The organism is Flavobacterium tagetis (assembly GCF_016735615.1).
Classification (GTDB): domain Bacteria; phylum Bacteroidota; class Bacteroidia; order Flavobacteriales; family Flavobacteriaceae; genus Flavobacterium; species Flavobacterium tagetis.
On the sequence record NZ_JAERSF010000001.1, the window covers coordinates 459,622 to 476,563 of the forward strand.

At 34.1% G+C, this 16,942-nt stretch carries 19 protein-coding genes and 1 riboswitch; of the genes, 14 read left to right on the top strand and 5 right to left on the bottom strand.

Going from position 1 to position 16,942, the window contains the following annotated elements:
• Positions 1–56 precede the first annotated feature (56 nt).
• The gene (rpsB, locus tag JI750_RS02060) at positions 57–821 is read left to right on the top strand and encodes a 30S ribosomal protein S2 (RefSeq protein WP_012023686.1); all 765 of its coding nucleotides are present in this window, start codon (positions 57–59) and stop codon (positions 819–821) included.
• Positions 822–961: 140 nt separating this feature from the next.
• Positions 962–1,924: a translation elongation factor Ts gene (gene tsf, locus JI750_RS02065; RefSeq protein ID WP_132990828.1), complete on the top strand. Its 963-nt coding sequence runs from the start codon at positions 962–964 to the stop codon at positions 1,922–1,924.
• Positions 1,925–1,985: 61 nt separating this feature from the next.
• On the opposite strand, the gene JI750_RS02070 is transcribed toward tsf, so the two are convergent.
• Positions 1,986–4,049, bottom strand: a complete 2,064-nt coding sequence (locus JI750_RS02070; RefSeq protein ID WP_201998635.1) for a M3 family metallopeptidase — start codon at positions 4,047–4,049, stop codon at positions 1,986–1,988.
• A 161-nt stretch (positions 4,050–4,210) separates the two neighbouring features.
• Between JI750_RS02070 and JI750_RS02075 the strand changes: the two genes are divergently transcribed.
• The 12 genes from JI750_RS02075 (at position 4,211) to JI750_RS02130 (ending at position 14,036) form a co-directional block, all read left to right on the top strand.
• Entirely contained in the window at positions 4,211–4,873 is a 663-nt protein-coding gene (locus JI750_RS02075; protein ID WP_201998636.1) for a queuosine precursor transporter, read from the top strand.
• Positions 4,874–4,892: 19 nt separating this feature from the next.
• Positions 4,893–5,570 (top strand): hypothetical protein, encoded by a 678-nt coding sequence (locus JI750_RS02080; RefSeq protein ID WP_201998637.1) that lies wholly within the window; start codon positions 4,893–4,895, stop codon positions 5,568–5,570.
• Positions 5,571–5,734: 164 nt separating this feature from the next.
• On the top strand, positions 5,735–6,169 hold the full coding sequence (locus JI750_RS02085) for a lipocalin-like domain-containing protein (RefSeq protein WP_201998638.1): 435 nt from the start codon (positions 5,735–5,737) through the stop codon (positions 6,167–6,169).
• Between the two features lie 73 nt (positions 6,170–6,242).
• Positions 6,243–6,806 carry a DNA-3-methyladenine glycosylase I gene (locus tag JI750_RS02090; protein ID WP_201998639.1) on the top strand — a complete coding sequence of 188 codons (564 nt, stop codon included), beginning with the start codon at positions 6,243–6,245 and terminating at the stop codon, positions 6,804–6,806.
• A 72-nt stretch (positions 6,807–6,878) separates the two neighbouring features.
• Positions 6,879–6,975: riboswitch (TPP riboswitch) on the top strand.
• Positions 6,976–7,041: 66 nt separating this feature from the next.
• On the top strand, positions 7,042–7,248 hold the full coding sequence (gene thiS / locus JI750_RS02095) for a sulfur carrier protein ThiS (RefSeq protein ID WP_201998640.1): 207 nt from the start codon (positions 7,042–7,044) through the stop codon (positions 7,246–7,248).
• 123 nt (positions 7,249–7,371) lie between these two features.
• Positions 7,372–9,195 carry a phosphomethylpyrimidine synthase ThiC gene (thiC, locus tag JI750_RS02100; protein ID WP_201998642.1) on the top strand — a complete coding sequence of 608 codons (1,824 nt, stop codon included), beginning with the start codon at positions 7,372–7,374 and terminating at the stop codon, positions 9,193–9,195.
• Between the two features lie 74 nt (positions 9,196–9,269).
• Positions 9,270–9,878: a thiamine phosphate synthase gene (locus tag JI750_RS02105; RefSeq protein WP_201998643.1), complete on the top strand. Its 609-nt coding sequence runs from the start codon at positions 9,270–9,272 to the stop codon at positions 9,876–9,878.
• A complete protein-coding gene (locus JI750_RS02110; protein WP_201998644.1) occupies positions 9,836–10,588 on the top strand; it encodes a hydroxymethylpyrimidine/phosphomethylpyrimidine kinase in 753 nt (250 codons plus the stop codon). The genes JI750_RS02105 and JI750_RS02110 overlap by 43 nt, the downstream gene beginning before the upstream one ends.
• Positions 10,581–11,219 carry a thiamine phosphate synthase gene (locus tag JI750_RS02115; RefSeq protein WP_201998645.1) on the top strand — a complete coding sequence of 213 codons (639 nt, stop codon included), beginning with the start codon at positions 10,581–10,583 and terminating at the stop codon, positions 11,217–11,219. The genes JI750_RS02110 and JI750_RS02115 overlap by 8 nt, the downstream gene beginning before the upstream one ends.
• Positions 11,200–11,976, top strand: coding sequence for a thiazole synthase (locus JI750_RS02120; protein ID WP_201998646.1), 777 nt, complete (start codon positions 11,200–11,202; stop codon positions 11,974–11,976). The genes JI750_RS02115 and JI750_RS02120 overlap by 20 nt, the downstream gene beginning before the upstream one ends.
• Positions 11,977–12,113: 137 nt before the next feature.
• Positions 12,114–13,226 carry a 2-iminoacetate synthase ThiH gene (gene thiH / locus JI750_RS02125; RefSeq protein ID WP_201998647.1) on the top strand — a complete coding sequence of 371 codons (1,113 nt, stop codon included), beginning with the start codon at positions 12,114–12,116 and terminating at the stop codon, positions 13,224–13,226.
• Positions 13,227–13,328: 102 nt separating this feature from the next.
• On the top strand, positions 13,329–14,036 hold the full coding sequence (locus tag JI750_RS02130; protein WP_201998648.1) for a HesA/MoeB/ThiF family protein: 708 nt from the start codon (positions 13,329–13,331) through the stop codon (positions 14,034–14,036).
• Here the strand turns inward: JI750_RS02130 and JI750_RS02135 are convergent.
• From JI750_RS02135 to JI750_RS02150, 4 genes are all read right to left on the bottom strand, one after another.
• Positions 14,033–14,827: an MOSC domain-containing protein gene (locus JI750_RS02135; RefSeq protein WP_201998649.1), complete on the bottom strand. Its 795-nt coding sequence runs from the start codon at positions 14,825–14,827 to the stop codon at positions 14,033–14,035. The two genes, JI750_RS02130 and JI750_RS02135, sit on opposite strands and share 4 nt — an antisense overlap.
• 3 nt (positions 14,828–14,830) lie before the next feature.
• Entirely contained in the window at positions 14,831–15,469 is a 639-nt protein-coding gene (aat, locus tag JI750_RS02140; RefSeq protein WP_201998650.1) for a leucyl/phenylalanyl-tRNA--protein transferase, read from the bottom strand.
• A 168-nt stretch (positions 15,470–15,637) separates the two neighbouring features.
• Positions 15,638–16,009: a DUF3127 domain-containing protein gene (locus JI750_RS02145; RefSeq protein ID WP_095927972.1), complete on the bottom strand. Its 372-nt coding sequence runs from the start codon at positions 16,007–16,009 to the stop codon at positions 15,638–15,640.
• A gap of 33 nt (positions 16,010–16,042) precedes the next feature.
• Positions 16,043–16,918: a flavin reductase family protein gene (locus JI750_RS02150; RefSeq protein WP_201998653.1), complete on the bottom strand. Its 876-nt coding sequence runs from the start codon at positions 16,916–16,918 to the stop codon at positions 16,043–16,045.
• Positions 16,919–16,942: the final 24 nt, after the last annotated feature.

The following is a 16,942-nucleotide window of genomic DNA, read 5'->3' on the forward strand; positions in this document are numbered from 1 at the left end:
CCAGAGAAATCGCCATTCACACATTGCTAATCAACAGAACGTAAACTAGTACAAAAATGGCAAACAAAATAGAAGTAAAAGAATTACTAGAAGCAGGTGTTCACTTCGGACACATGACTAGAAAATGGGATCCAAACATGGCTCCTTACATTTATATGGAGCGTAATGGTATTCACATTATCAATCTATATAAAACTGCAGCTAAAATCGAAGAAGCTAATGAAGCTTTGAAAAAAATCGCTGCATCAGGTAGAAAAATTTTATTCGTAGCTACCAAAAAACAAGCAAAAGACATCGTTGCTGATAAAGCAAAAGCTGCAAACATGCCTTACATCACTGAAAGATGGCCAGGTGGAATGTTGACTAACTTCGTAACTATCAGAAAGGCAGTTAAAAAAATGTCTTCTATCGATAAAATGAAGAAAGATGGCACTTTCAACACTTTATCTAAAAAAGAGCGTTTACAAGTTGATCGTCTACGTGCTAAATTAGAGAAAAACTTAGGTTCAATTGCTGATATGTCTAGACTACCTGCAGCATTGTTCGTAGTAGATATCAAAGCTGAACACATCGCAATAAAAGAAGCTCAAAAATTAAACATTCCAGTTTTCGCAATGGTTGATACGAATTCTGACCCAAGAGAGGTTGATTACGTGATTCCTGCAAATGATGACGCTTCTAAATCAATTGACAAAATTTTATCTTTAGTAACTACTGCAGTAATCGAAGGTCTTTCAGACAGAGGTGCTGAGAAAGAAGTTGAAGCTGCTGAAGAAGCTCCTGCTGCTGAAGCTGAAGCTGCTCCTGCAACTGAAGAATAAATCAAATTTTAAATTCCAAATTTTAAATTCCAAAGTCCAAATACAAAATTAAAAACGTTATGTTGATAATTTATTAAAATTGGAGTTTGGGATTTAAATGCTGGAATTTTTTACTTTTAACATTAAAAATTCAAAATATTATGTCAACAATTACTGCTGCAGACGTAAATAAATTAAGACAATCTACAGGTGCCGGAATGATGGACTGTAAAAAAGCTTTAGTTGAAGCTGAAGGAGATTTCGATAAAGCGATCCAAATCCTTAGAGAAAAAGGACAAAAAGTTGCTGCTAACCGTTCTGACCGTGAGTCTGCTGAAGGAGCTGCTGTTTCTTTTATCAATGCTGACAACACTAAAGGAGCTATCATCACTTTAAACTGTGAAACTGACTTCGTAGGTAAAAACGAAGCTTTCGTTGCTTTAGCTAAAGATTTAGTAGAAAGAGCTATCAACTTCTCTTCTAAAGAAGAATTATTAGCTTCTGATTTCAACGGAATTACAGTTGCTGAGAAATTAATCGAGCAAACTGGAGTTATCGGTGAGAAAATCGAAATCGGTGGTTTCGAAATTTTAGAAGGTGCTTACGTTGGATCTTACGTTCACGTTAATAAAATTGCTGCTTTAACTGCAATTTCTGCTCCAGTTGCTAATGCTGAAGCTTTAACAAAAGATATCTCTATGCAAGTTGCTTCTATGGGAGCTGACACTTTATCTTACAAAGATTTTGATCCTGCTTTCGTTGAATCTGAACTTGCTGCTCGTATTGCTGTAATCGAAAAAGACAATGAAGAAGCTAAACGTTTAGGAAAAACTTTGAAAAATGTTCCTAAATACATCTCTTTCTCTCAATTAACTCCTGAAGTTATCAAACAAGCTGAAGAAGATGCAAAAGCTGAATTAAAAGCTGAAGGTAAACCAGAGCAAATCTGGGATAAAATTCTTCCAGGTAAAGTTCAACGTTTTATCTCTGACAACACTACTTTAGATCAAGAGAAAGCTCTTTTAGATCAAAACTTCATCAAAGATGACAGTAAAAAAGTTGGTGATTATGTAAAAGGATTCAATGTTGAAATTACAGGTTTCAAAAGAGTTACTTTAGGTTAATATATTATTTTCAATATTAAAAAGCCCGAATATTTATTTATTCGGGCTTTTTTTACTTCGTTTAATTTTCAACTGGAAAATTTCTTGCTCTCATCAATGCATCAGATTGTGGCGCATGACCTCTAAAATTCTCATACATCTCTTCATTATCAATAGTATTTCCAACACTTAAAACTGTTTCATAAAGACGTTCTGAAACATTCTTATCAAACGGTCCGTCTGCTTCCAGAAACGCTTCATAAGCATCTGCATTGATCACATCTGCCCACAAATAACTGTAATAGCCAGCCGCATATCCATCACTTGAAAATATATGTGCAAATTGCGGAATTCTGTGTCGCATCACAATTTCTGACGGCATATTAATTTCATTTAAAACTTGCGCTTCAAATGTCTGCGGATCGATTGTTTCGGTTGTTAAATGCAGTTTCATATCAACAAATGAGCTTGAAATCGTTTCTACTGTTGCAAAACCCTCATTAAAATTTGCTGCTTTTCCTATTCTTTCTACTAATGATTGTGATAAAGGCTCATTAGTTTTATAATGAAGCGCAAACTTATTTAAAACCTCTGGCGTTGCTAGCCAATGTTCCAGCAACTGAAACGGAAACTCAACATAATCTCTCGCAACTGAAGTTCCAGAAAGACTTGGGTAAGTAACATTAGAACATAATCCATGAAGTGCATGACCAAATTCGTGAAATAAAGTCGTTGCATCATCCCACGAAATCAAAACAGGTTCGTCACTATTTCCTTTTATGAAATTGCAATTGTTTGACACAATAGGAAGTACATTGCCTTTTATTTTCTGCTGATCTCTATGCGAATTCATCCATGCCCCTGAACGTTTTCCTGTACGAGCGTAAGGATCAAAATACCAAAGTCCTATTGCTTCTCCTGTCTTTTTATTATTCACTTCCCAAACACGAACATCGGGATGATAAACAGGAACATCAAATAATTGCTTAAAACCTAAATTAAACAACTCGCCTGCCGTCCAGAACATTCCTTCACGTAAATTTTCCAGCTGCAAATATTGCTTAATTTCATTTTGGTCTAAATCGTATTGTGCTTTACGCACTTTTTCTGCATAATAGCGGTAATCCCAAGGCTGAATTCTAAAATTTTCTCCCTCTTTATTTACCATTTCCTGCATAGCAGAAACATCGTTTTTTACTTTTTCTACAGCAGGTTTCCATACAGAATGCATCAAATCTAGCGTTTTCTGCGGATCCTTGGCCATCTTGTTAGACAAACTCCATTCAGCAAAGTTTTTAAAGCCTAAAATTTTCGCTTTTTCAGCTCTTAATTTTAAAATAGACACAAGTGTTTCATTTGTATCATTTTCATTCTTATTATCGCCTCGTTTTACGAATATATCAAAAGCTTCTTGTCTTAGACTTCTCTTGTTTGAAAAAGTCAGAAAAGGTTCAATTGAAGATCTTGTATTTCCAATACATCCCAAAACATTTAGATTCCTTTCGTTAGCTTCGGCAATGGCCGCATTTTTAAATTCTTCAGGCAAGCCATCAAAATCCGCTTCTGTTTTTAATTCTATATATTGATCGTTTTCTTCTGCTAACAATTTTTGGCTAAATGATGTAAAAAGCGTTGCTAATTCTTGATTAATCTTAGCCACTTTCTCTTTATCTTGTACTTTTAACTCTGCTCCTTCTCTAACAAAATCGGTATAATAAAGCCATAGCAAACGTTGCTGCTCTTTCGTTAAATTCTTCTTTTCATCCGATTTGTACAAGGCTTCAATTCTAGAGAACAGTTTTTCATTTTGATACAATTTATCATTAATCTCTGCCAATTTTGGCGACATTTCAGTGTCAACTGCATTAAATTCTGGAGTACTTAGATTAGACCTGTAAATACCGTAAACTGCATGAATTCGATCCAATTTTTCACCAGAAAGCTCTAAAGCTTCAATTGTATTCTTAAATGTCGGTTTTTCTGGATTATTTGCAATTGAATCAATTTCTTCTAATTTTTCCTGAATAGCAAATTCTATTGCAGGCTTAAAATCTGAAACTTGATATACTCTAAAATCTGGAACTCCTCCGTAAGGCCCAGACCAACTTTTTAATAATGAATTATCTAACTCTATTGGTGTTTTCATAACAAATGCATTGATTAATTCTGTACAAAATTTCAATTAGAAAAAAAGCAACAGAATCTCAAAATTAACCAATCGAAAGCAAACTTCATACACGAACGAATTATAGTTTCAAAGATTTAAAAGAAATAGTTTATTTTTGAAATATCAATACCAAAAATCAAATGTTTAGAACCAGAAGAGAAATTGTTTTTGTAATTTTATCAGGGATTTTTATCACCAATGCTGTTGTGGCTGAGTTAATTGGAGGAAAATTAATTCAAATTGGCCCTTTTGTAATGAGTATAGGTATTTTGCCTTGGCCGATTGTATTCCTAACTACCGATTTGATTAATGATCATTTTGGTGAAAAAGGTGTAAAAAAGCTTTCTTTTATAACTGCAGGTTTGATTGCTTATGCTTTTTTGATACTTTTTATGGCCATTACAATTCCAGCTGCAAAAGGAATCAGCCCTGTAAATGACGATCAGTTTCAGGCAGTATTCGGGCAGAGTATGTGGATTATTGTGGGAAGCTTAATCGCTTTTATGGCTTCTCAGCTTATAGATGTTTGGATATTTTGGTTTTTCAAAAATAGAACTGGCGAAAAGAAAATATGGTTAAGAGCAACAGGTTCTACTGTAATTTCGCAATTGTTTGATTCATTTATTGTTTTAGGAATTGCTTTTTGGCTTCCTGGAAAAATTGACTTTGACACCTTTATATCCTCAGGGTTAATAGGATACACTTTTAAACTAGCAATAGCTATCTTATTAACTCCAGCAATTTATTTAGGTCATTATTTGATCAAAAAATATTTAGACGAAGATCCTGCACACAAAGGATAAATAAAAAAACATTTAGGTCATGAAAAAAAATTGCTTGCTTATTTTATTCTCTGTAACCTATTTCTTTTTCAGCTGTGGCAATGACGAAAAAAAACAGCCTAAAAAAGTCATTCAGTCTGTTAATGAGTTAACACCTGCTCCTGTCAAAAAAGGTGCAAAAATTTCATCAAAAAATATTAAGGCCTCTAAAGAATTTGTGGCAGAAAAAACTACTGTAAATCAAAAAGCCTTTGCTGTAAAAAATGCCATTACGATAACTCCAGCTCCTAATCTCGAAAACAAAACTCAAAATGCAAATATGGATATCAAAAAAGAAGCAAATGACAAATTGCTAAACTTTATTAATATTCGAAAGATTCTCGATAATTGCAAAATGGGCCAAACAATGACACAAAAAGAACTGACCCAAAACTTTGAAATTCCTGAAGAAGCTGTTAAACTAGTTAAAAGTGTTACTAAAACTGCCGAAAATGAGTTATCTGTTAAATGGAAGTCAACATGGCTCGTCGAAAAAGTATCAGATGCCGAACTTGAAGACGGCAAAATGAAAGTAGTCTTTAAAGCCAATAAAATGTACACTTCTGGCAATGCTATTGGCATTAAATATAACCGAAAAATCTATACCAATTTAGTCATTGTGGGACGTTCTGCTTATATTCCGAGTGTAAAAGGATATAGCTGGCAGATTGGAAGATAACGAAAGAAAAAAATTACCAAACACAAAAAGCCAAACTCACCTGACACTCAATTAATTACATGTTAACAATAAAAAAATACGAAAAAACTTAATATGTCCACTTGGTTTTCTTTTAAAAGATTTTACTTTTGCCCTAACATTTAACAAATAAAATCCACCCAAAAATGAAAAAACTAAGTATTTTTTTTGTGTCAGTATTGGCACTAGGTTTAACTACAGTATCTTGTAGCAGTGATGACGACAAAGCGTCTATTGAAGGAAAATGGGAAGCATCCCAAGAGGGAACTATTGTAGATGGGAAAGAGATAATGGCCCCAATTGTTAACGAAGGAGGTTGCAGCAAAGGTTTTCTTGAAATTCAAGCAGGAGGAAAAGTAATTGATCACTATTCTGAGTATTCTAATTCAAAGTGTGAAGATTATAACGATAATGGAACATGGACGAGAACAGATAATAAAATAACTTTTAAATATGGTACTGATTCAGGAGATACTGGAGAAATTTTAGTATTAGATAAAAATACATTAAAAATTAAATATACTTACACATACAACAACGAAGTATCTGAAATATACATCATTGAATTAAAACGTAAATAGTTATTGTTTTTTAACTTTTTTAAAACCTCAAACTTCTTTCGTTTGAGGTTTTTTTATACATTTAAAATAAAAAATGGAACCAATAAGATGCGGCTGGTGCTCCGCCAGCGATTTATATAAAAAATATCACGACGAAGAATGGGGAACTCCTGTTTACGACGACCCAACTATTTTTGAGTTTTTAATTCTAGAAACTTTTCAAGCAGGTCTAAGCTGGATTACCATTTTAAATAAAAGAGAAAACTTCAAAACTGCTTTTGATTATTTTGATTATAAAAAAATTGCTAATTATTCTGAAGATAAAATCGAAGAATTAATGCAAAATACTGGAATTATTCGAAATAAACTTAAAATCAACTCTGCCGTTTCGAACGCTCAGGCTTTTATGAAAATCCAAGAAGAATTTGGAACTTTCTCTGATTACATCTGGAAATTCACAAACGGAAAACCAATCGATAATAAGCCAAAAACTCTACAAGATGTTCCTGCCACTACTCCAATTTCTGATGCAATCAGCAAAGATTTAAAAAAACGTGGATTTAAATTTGTCGGTTCGACGGTTATTTACGCTCACATGCAAGCAACTGGAATGGTCAATGATCACGTGGAAGATTGCTTTACCCGAAAGGAAAAATAGTCACAGTTTTCAGTTTTTTTGAACCAGAAACTTGAAACCTGAAACTTTTAAACAAAAATTACATATATTTGCTTCACACTTTAGGGGTGTCTACAACTTGTAGGCTGAGATTTTACCCTCTGAACCTGATCTAGTTCATACTAGCGTAGGGAAAAGTAAGATGACTTCTTGAACGCATTTCTATGCGTTATTGTAGCCATTCCTAATGTGTATCTATACACTAAACTAAAAAGGAATGGAACTAAAAATCAATCAACAAACTAAACAATTCAATGCTGAATCGCTAAGCGTTCAATCATTGCTCGATCTCGAAATTCCGCATAAACAAAACGGAATCGCCGTTGCTGTCAACAATACTGTTGTTCCAAAACTCAAATGGAACGAATTCCTCGTACAAGAAACTGACGAAATTTTGATCATTTCTGCTACGCAAGGGGGATAAAGGTTAAAATTCTAAAATAAAAAAAATCCAAATTCCAATTATACATTGGGCGTAAACGCACTGTAGTGCGTCTCTACAATTCACATTTTACATTTTACATCTCACATTTACAATATACAAGCTATGACAAACGAAGAACAAATATCAAGAACCCCGTTTCCGAATTCTAAAAAAGTTTATATCGACGGAGAAATTCATCCAATAAAAGTAGCGATGCGTGAAATTGCTTTGAGCGACACCAAACTTTCAAATGGCGGAATTGAGAAAAATCCACCTGTAACAGTTTATGATACATCAGGCGCTTACACAGATCCGAATATTGAAATTGACATTCGAAAAGGATTGCCTCGTTTACGCGAAAATTGGATCCTTGATCGAAATGATGTCGAAATTTTAGATGAAATCACTTCAGATTACGGCTTAAGCAGATTAAAAGATGAAAGTTTGAATCATCTTCGTTTCGAATATTTGCACCAACCAAAACGCGCTAAAAAAGGAGCGAACGTAACGCAATTGTATTATGCAAAACAAGGCATTATTACTCCAGAAATGGAATATATTGCTATTCGCGAAAACCAAAGAATTGAGCTTTTAAACGAACAAACCAAAGCGATGCAATGCCAGCACAGCGGAAACAGCTTTGGTGCAAATACTCCAAAAAATAAAATCACTCCAGAATTTGTTCGTTCTGAAGTTGCCGCAGGACGAGCAATTATTCCAAACAACATCAACCATCCAGAAAGCGAACCAATGATTGTTGGTCGTAATTTCTTGGTAAAAATTAATGCCAATATTGGTAACAGCGCCGTGACTTCAAGCATTGAAGAAGAAGTAGAAAAAGCCGTTTGGGCTTGTCGTTGGGGAGCTGACACTATTATGGATTTATCAACAGGAAAAAACATTCACGAAACCAGAGAATGGATTATTAGAAATTCTCCTGTCCCAATTGGAACTGTTCCTATTTATCAAGCTCTTGAAAAAGTAAAAGGAATTGCCGAAGATTTAACTTGGGAAATTTTCCGCGATACGTTAATTGAACAAGCAGAACAAGGGGTTTCGTATTTTACGATTCATGCAGGAGTTTTACTTCGTTACATTCATTTAACAGCCAATCGTGTTACAGGAATTGTTTCGAGAGGTGGATCAATTATGGCGAAATGGTGTTTATTTCATCATAAAGAAAATTTCTTATACACACATTTTGAAGAAATCTGCGAAATCATGAAACAATATGATGTTGCTTTTTCTCTTGGAGATGGTTTGCGTCCGGGTTCGATTGCTGATGCGAATGACGCAGCTCAATTTGCAGAATTAGAAACTTTGGGAGAATTGACCAAAATTGCTTGGAAACATGATGTTCAGGTTTTTATTGAAGGGCCAGGTCACGTACCAATGCACATGATTAAAGAAAACATGGACAAGCAATTGGAGCACTGTCATGAAGCGCCATTTTATACTTTAGGCCCTTTAACAACAGATATTGCACCAGGTTACGATCACATCACATCGGCAATTGGAGCCGCTATGATTGGCTGGTATGGCTGTGCGATGTTGTGTTATGTAACACCAAAAGAGCATTTGGGCTTACCAAATAAAAAAGACGTAAAAGACGGTGTAATCACTTATAAAATTTCAGCTCATGCTGCAGATTTAGCAAAAGGTCATCCAGGAGCACAATATAGAGACAATGCTTTGAGTAAAGCTCGTTTTGAATTCCGTTGGGAAGATCAGTTCAATTTGGCCTTAGATCCAGATACTGCAAGAGAATTTCACGACGAAACTCTTCCTGCCGATGGTGCAAAAGTAGCGCATTTCTGTTCGATGTGCGGACCAAAATTCTGCTCTATGAAAATATCTCAGGAAATTAGAGATGTCGCTGCCGCAGAAAAAGGAATGCAAGAGAAATCAGAAGAGTTTATTGAACAGGGGAAAGAGATTTATATATAGTGAGATGGAATTTGTAAAATGTGAAATCTTTTGATTTTCACATTTTACATCTCACAAAAAACATTTTACATTTTATGATTGTGATTACAAATCCTTTTTTTGTTGAAGATGAAATTCAAATGCTAAATTCTTTATTGGAAGAAGGATTGTCTTTGCTTCATATTCGAAAACCTGATTTTTCGGAGTTGGAAATGGCGCAATTTATTCATCAGATTAAATTAGAATTTCGTACAAATTTGGTATTGCATAATTATCATCATTTAGCGAAAGATTTTGGTGTTGAAAAATTCCATTTTTCTGAAAAAGAAAGAAAAAGTATGAATGATTTTCCTGCAAGGTTTTCAAAACCTTTTAGGTATAAATCAACATCAACACATTCAATTGAAGATTTTAATTCTCTTGAAAATTTTGATTATGCTTTTCTAAGTCCTGTTTTTAAAAGTATTTCTAAAGAAAATTATTTTCCTGAAAAAGATCTTTTCAAAGCAATAAAATCACGAACAAATCATAAAACAAAAGGGGTTGCTTTAGGCGGAATTGATGCGAAAAACATTCAAAAAACCTTAGAAAATGGTTTTGATGATGTTGCGCTTTTAGGAAGTATTTGGAACAATGAAAATCCGTTAAAACAATTTAAATTATGTCAGAAAATCGTCCATTCGTACTTACAATCGCAGGTTTAGATCCTTCTGGAGGCGCTGGAATTTTAGCTGATACTAAAACATTTGAACAGCACAAAGTTACTGGTTTTGCTATTGCAACGGCTAATACCATTCAGACTGAAAATGAATTTCACAAAATTGAATGGATCAATATCAATTTTGTGATACGATCTATTGAAGTATTATTTCAAAGCTATAAAATCAGTGCTGTTAAAATCGGGATTGTACCCTCTCTTTCTTATTTAAATCGAATTCTTTCAACGATAAAATTGATTTCTCCTGATACAAAAATTGTCTGGGATCCAGTCTTAAAATCGACTACAAAGTTTGATTTCTTAAACATTGAAGATCGTTCAGATCTCAACCAAATCCTTTCCAAAATCAATTTGATTACACCCAATTATATAGAGATCGAACAGTTATTTCCCGGTTTTATAAAAGATCATCTTTGGATTGAGAATGAAATTTCGACTGCAATTCTGCTCAAAGGTGGTCATAATTCGAATGAAATTGGAAAAGATCAATTGTTTTTGAAAAATAAAATTCTTGATTTATTCCCGACGGAAAAAGATTGTCATGAAAAACATGGTTCAGGCTGTGTCCTCTCTTCTGCAATCGCTTCAAATTTAGCCCTAAATCAAACTATAGAAGAAGCCTGCAAAAATGCTAAAATCTATATTGAAAACTATCTAAGTTCAACTACCTCCTTAATCGGATATCATTATGTATAACAAACTACAATATATTTCGCAAGGCGAAACAATTGACGACCAATTACGCAACATACACCTGGCACTTGATGCTGGATGTAATTGGGTACAAATGCGATTTAAAAATCAAATGCCAAAAGACGTTTATACTTTAGCCGAAGCAGTAAAACCTTTGTGCGAAGAATATCATGCGAATTTTATAGTAAACGATGATTTACATCTCGCTAAACAAATTTCGGCTGATGGCGTTCATTTAGGACTAACAGACACAAAAATCGATGAAGCAAGGGCAATCTTAGGTTCTACAAAAATTATCGGAGGAACTGCCAATACTTTTGAAGATATCCAAAACCATGTAGAAAATGGTTGCAATTATATCGGATTGGGGCCTTTCAGGTTTACGGCTACGAAAGAAAAATTAAGTCCGATTTTGGGACTATCAGGTTATTATGATATTCTTCAAAAACTGAAAAAAAACAAAATCGACATTCCTGTTTATGCCATTGGCGGCATCACATTACGTGATGTTAGTCCGTTAATGGAAACTGGAATTTTCGGAATTGCCATTTCTGGAATCATTACTGAAAGTGATGAAAAGGAAAAATTAATTCAACAATTAAAAGAAAAATTGTATGCAAACATCATTATTTAATATTGGAGATAAGAGCTTTAAATCCCGTTTATTTTTAGGAACAGGAAAATTTGGTTCGAATGAAGAAATGGAAAATGCTATTGTATCTTCAGAAAGCGAATTGGTTACGGTTGCCTTAAAACGTATCGATCTGGAAACTGATACAGATGCTATTTTATCGCATTTAAAGCATCCGAATATCAATTTATTGCCGAACACTTCAGGTGCAAGAAATGCTAAAGAAGCCATTTTCGCAGCACAATTGGCTCGTGAAGCTTTAGAAACAAATTGGGTAAAACTGGAAATTCATCCTGATCCGAAATATTTAATGCCCGATCCAGTTGAGACTTTAAAAGCGACTGAAGAATTGGCGAAATTGGGTTTTATTGTGCTTCCTTATATTCATGCTGATCCTGTTTTATGCAAACACTTAGAAAGCGCTGGAACTTCGGCTGTAATGCCTCTGGGTTCTCCAATTGGAAGCAATAAAGGTTTAAAAACAATTGATTTTTTAGAAATCATAATCGAACAAAGTACGGTTCCAATTATTGTAGATGCTGGAATCGGAGCGCCTTCTGATGCAGCAAAAGCAATGGAAATCGGTGCTGATGCCGTTTTGGTTAATACTGCCATTGCTGTTGCTGGAAATCCAAAATTAATGGCTGAAGCTTTTAAGGAGGCGGTTATTGCAGGAAGAAAAGCTTTTGAAGCTAAAGTTGCTAATCAGCAAAATTATGCTTCGGCTTCTAGCCCCTTGACTTCTTTTCTTTATGAATAATTTTAAACGCAAAGTTCGCAAGGTTTTTTCGCAAAGCACGCAAAGCTTGGCGAACTTTTAAAGCAAAAAAAAGAACTCAAAGCTTAGCGAACTTTGCGTATTCTTAGCGCATTTTGCGTTAAAAAAACCAAAACAAAATGAAAACATTCAAATCTATTTTTGAACAATATAATTGGGATGAAATTCAAACCAAAATATACAAAACCACATCAAAAGATGTCGAACAAACTTTGGCTAAAACCAAATACAACCTCGATGATTTCTTGACCTTAATCTCGCCTATTGCTCAAAACTATTTAGAGCAAATGGCACAAAAATGCCATGAAATAACCAAGAAACGTTTCGGAAAAACCATCCAAATGTATGCTCCGTTATATCTAAGCAACGAATGCCAAAATATCTGCACCTATTGTGGATTTAGTTTAGACAATAAAATAAAAAGAAAAACGCTTACCGATGCCGAAATAAAACTTGAAGTTGAAGCTCTAAAAAAAACTGGCTTTGATCATGTTTTATTGGTTACAGGCGAAGCTAATTATACCGTAAACATTAATTATTTCCTGAATGCAATTGATTTAATTAGAAAGGAATTTTCGATTATTTCTGTTGAAGTTCAGCCACTTTCTACCGAAGATTATCAGCGATTACATGATGCAGGAGTCTATTCGGTTTTAGTTTATCAGGAAACATATCATCAGGAAGTTTACAAAAAGTATCATACAAAAGGTAAAAAATCAAACTTTGATTATCGATTGGAAACTCCAGATCGAATTGGAACTGCTGGAATTCATAAAATTGGTTTAGGCGTTTTACTAGGTTTGGAAGATTGGAGAACCGATAGTTTCTTCAATGCTATGCATTTAGATTATCTTCAAAAAAAGTATTGGCAGACAAAATATTCAGTTTCTTTCCCCCGCCTGCGTCCAGCTGAAGGAATTATCGAACCCAATTTCATTATGGATGATAAAGATTTGACACAATTAATCTGCGCCTATCGTTTGTGGAATGAGGATTTAGAAATTTCTATTTCAACTCGCGAAAACGAAAAATTTAGAAACCATATTATTCCGATTGGTGTTACGAGTATGAGTGCCGGTTCTAAAACAAATCCGGGCGGTTATATTGTTGATCCGCAATCTTTGGAGCAATTCGAAATCAGCGATGAACGTTCGGCAGAAGAAATTTCAAAAATTATTAAAAATGCAGGCTATGAACCCGTTTGGAAAGATTGGGATAAAGCATATAGTTGAAAGTCTAAAGTCATAAAGTCCAAAACTTCATCTTAAAATTCAACTATAACCATATTCAAAGACTTTCGCTCTTTGACTTTTCAACTTTAAGACTAAATTAAAATGAGCATTATACAAGAGTTTCTTCGTTATAACAGACAAACTATCCTTCCTGAAATTGGGGATGAGGGACAAGAAAAATTAAAAAAAGCCAGAGTTTTAGTAATTGGAGCTGGTGGTTTGGGCTGTCCGATTTTACAATATATTGCAACCGCTGGAGTTGGTTTTATCGGAATCATGGATTTTGATACGATTGAAATTCACAATCTCCACAGACAGATTCTATATACCGAAAATGAAATTGGTCAGCATAAATCAATTGTTGCTAAAGAAGTCGTTTCTAAACTAAATCCGCTCATTGATTCTGTTGCAATCAATGAAAAATTAACGGTTGAAAATGCATCAGAAATCATTCAGCAATATGACATTGTTGTAGATGGTTCTGATAATTTCTCCACTCGCTATTTAGTAAATGATACTTGCGTTCAGCTTAACAAACCGTTAGTTTACGGAAGTATTTTAAAATTTGAAGGTCAGATTGCAGTTTTTAATCATAACAGTAAAAATCTTAGAGATTTATTTCCTGAAATGCCCGATCCTAAAGATGTTCCAAATTGTAATTTGAATGGGGTTTTAGGAACATTACCTGGAATTATAGGCAATATGATGGCGCACGAAACTTTAAAATTAATTCTCGAATTGCCAACTTTAAATAATGAATTAATAATCTTTAATACTTTGAACTGGAACTTTACAAAGTTGAATTTCTAAAAAACAACCTCATCACCTACGCTGATAATTCCAGAATTTAGACTCACAATATTGGTTCCGAATAAAACCGAATTATCAACATTTCTGTATTTGCTCAGGGTTTTTAAAGGTTCTTTTTTCAAACGCCCATTTTCTGGATCATTGTTCACCATAACACATCTTCCGCATGGTTTTATGTTTTTAAACTGAACACCACCTATTGCAAAAGTCTTAAAATCGTCTTCTTCATGAGGATTTTCAGTGCTTACAACAATGTTTGGACGAAATCTTTTTATGGTAATTTTTTCATCCAATTTATCATTCAAAAAATCCAAGCTTTTAGATCCAATCATTAAATATGGATAACCGTCTGCCAAACTCACATTGAATGTTTCTTTTAATTTAGAACTTTCATGTTTACGAGCTCCATTTCTAAGTATTTTAACCAATTTACAATCAAAACCTAAATGCTGGCTGAACCATTTTGAAGTTTCAAGATTCACCTCAACCACTTCACTTTTATCATCCCAAACATTTACTTCTATAGCATTTTCTAAATGTTCGTCTACAGAAAATTCATGTTTTTTATCCTGAAAAGTAACGTTGATTTTTCCGTTTGAAATCTGCGGATAAAATTGGCTCATAATACGATGTTCTCTCTGTGTCAGCATCTGATTTTCTGCATCAATAAGCATCCAACGGCGATCATTTTCAAATCCCATTTCTTCAGCTTTTGCAGATTCAAGACTAATTCCTGCCAAACTCTTTATCGGATAAATATAAATTTCTTTTACACTGTAAATTGCACTCATTTTCTATTTACTTTTTAAAATGGACATAAACTCTTCACGGTCAATTTCTCTGCAGCCTAAGCTCTCCAAATGCGGATTGTAAACTTGGCAATCCAATAATTTATAATTTTCTTTCTTCAAATATAAGGCTAAAGCAATAAAAGCTGTTTTTGAAGCATTTGAGACTTTAGAAAACATACTTTCTCCACAAAAAACATCTCCCAAATCAATTCCATATAAACCGCCAACCAAAACATCATCTTGCCAAACCTCAACAGATTTAGCAATTCCTTCTTCATTCAATTTGCAGTATGCATTTATCATTTCATCAGAAATCCAAGTTCCATTTTGACCTTCACGTTTTATCTGCTGGCAGTTCGAAATTACTTCTCTGAAATTTTTATTATAGGTTACTTTAAAGATTTTCTTATTGAGAATCTTTTTCATGCTTTTGGATATCACCAATTCATCAAAAAACAATACCATTCTTGGATCTGGCGCCCACCACAAAATCGGTTCTCCTTCATTAAACCAAGGAAAAATACCACTTTTGTAAGCCAATAGTAAACGTTCTGAGCTAAGATCGCCTCCAATAGCTAATACCCCTTCTTCATCGGCTTCTGTAACCGGTGGAAAAAATAAATCGTTGAATAGATAATACATTTTTAAATAATCAATTTTTTAAATTGCTTCGCCAATTCGCTATCGCTCGTGTCCAAATTTCAAGATTTGGAGATCAATAAAAAAAGAATCAAAAATAAAATTCCAAATTCCAAATTCACGTTAATGAATTGGAATTTGGAATTTATAATTTTAGAATTTAAACCTTTTTTAGAACGGTAAATCGTCTGGTTCGTCTTCGTTTATACTTGTTGCTGGCGCAAAAGTTTCTGCAGCTGGCATTGGCGCCCCTTGTGCAGGTCCTTCTGGAGCTAATCTTTCAATTCTCCAACCTTGAATACTATTGAAATATCTAGTTTCTCCTTGTGGATTAACCCATTCTCTTCCTCTTAAATTGATAGAAACTTTTACTGCATCTCCTTGTTTATAGCTACTCAACAAATCGCATTTATCTTGTGTAAATTCGATTAAAATATGTTGTGGATACTGCTCCTCAGTAGTAACAACTAACTCTCTTTTTTTGAATGAGGCACTAACTTGCTGCTCTGGGTTAACCACTTTTACTTTTCCTGTAACTTCCATCTTCGTCTGTATTAATTATTGTTTCTATTTCTTTTATTTCTTAGCTAAAAGCACTTTCCAAGCCGATTCTACATCGCCATTATCCAGATATTTTTTGGCTTCTAAATGCACTTTTTTCTGGTCGTCTGAGCTTAAAACTCCTTTGACTGCGAAATTTTCTTTCACAAATATAGTAACTTCTTCTTTTGTAGGCAAGGATTCTATATTGCCTAATTTTCCTAAATCATTTCCATCTAAAACAGAGCTTTCTTTTATAAAATCGGGTATCGCATCTACGCCTACCCCCAATGTTGTCAAGGGTTTTGCCACTTCAAAAAGTCCTTGATTAGATCTTGAATACCAATTATTTCCAAGTCTTGAGACCAAATCAATTTTGTGCTGATCAATTGCTCCATTTTCATCTAAAATCGATTCATCAATATGAATTTTCACCACTTCGCATAAGATCAAATTTCCTGCTCCACCTTCTGTTCCTAACGGAATAATCTGTGTAATCTTACATTCAAACTGAACAGGAGATTCTTTTACGCGATATGGTTTTACTAAATCTGAAGGAATTTGGGTTAATCCAGCTTTAATAAACTCGTTTACTCCGTCTGCATATTCTGTACTTGCCAATGATGTTTGTTGTACAATATCATAATTAACAACATTTATTACCACTTCGCGAGTAGCTTCAGCGTTAATTAAAGTATGTTTAATCGTATTATCGCGAACACGTCTTGATGGCGAGAAAACCAAAATTGGCGGATTGGCACTAAATACATTAAAGAAACTAAACGGAGATAAATTTGGAACTCCAGTTTCGCTAATTGTACTTGCAAAAGCAATAGGTCTCGGTCCGATTGAACTCTGCAGATAGCCTTGCAATTTGGCCGTTGGAATCTCTTTTGGGTTAACGCTGATCATACTTTAAAATTTAGACAGAATCTG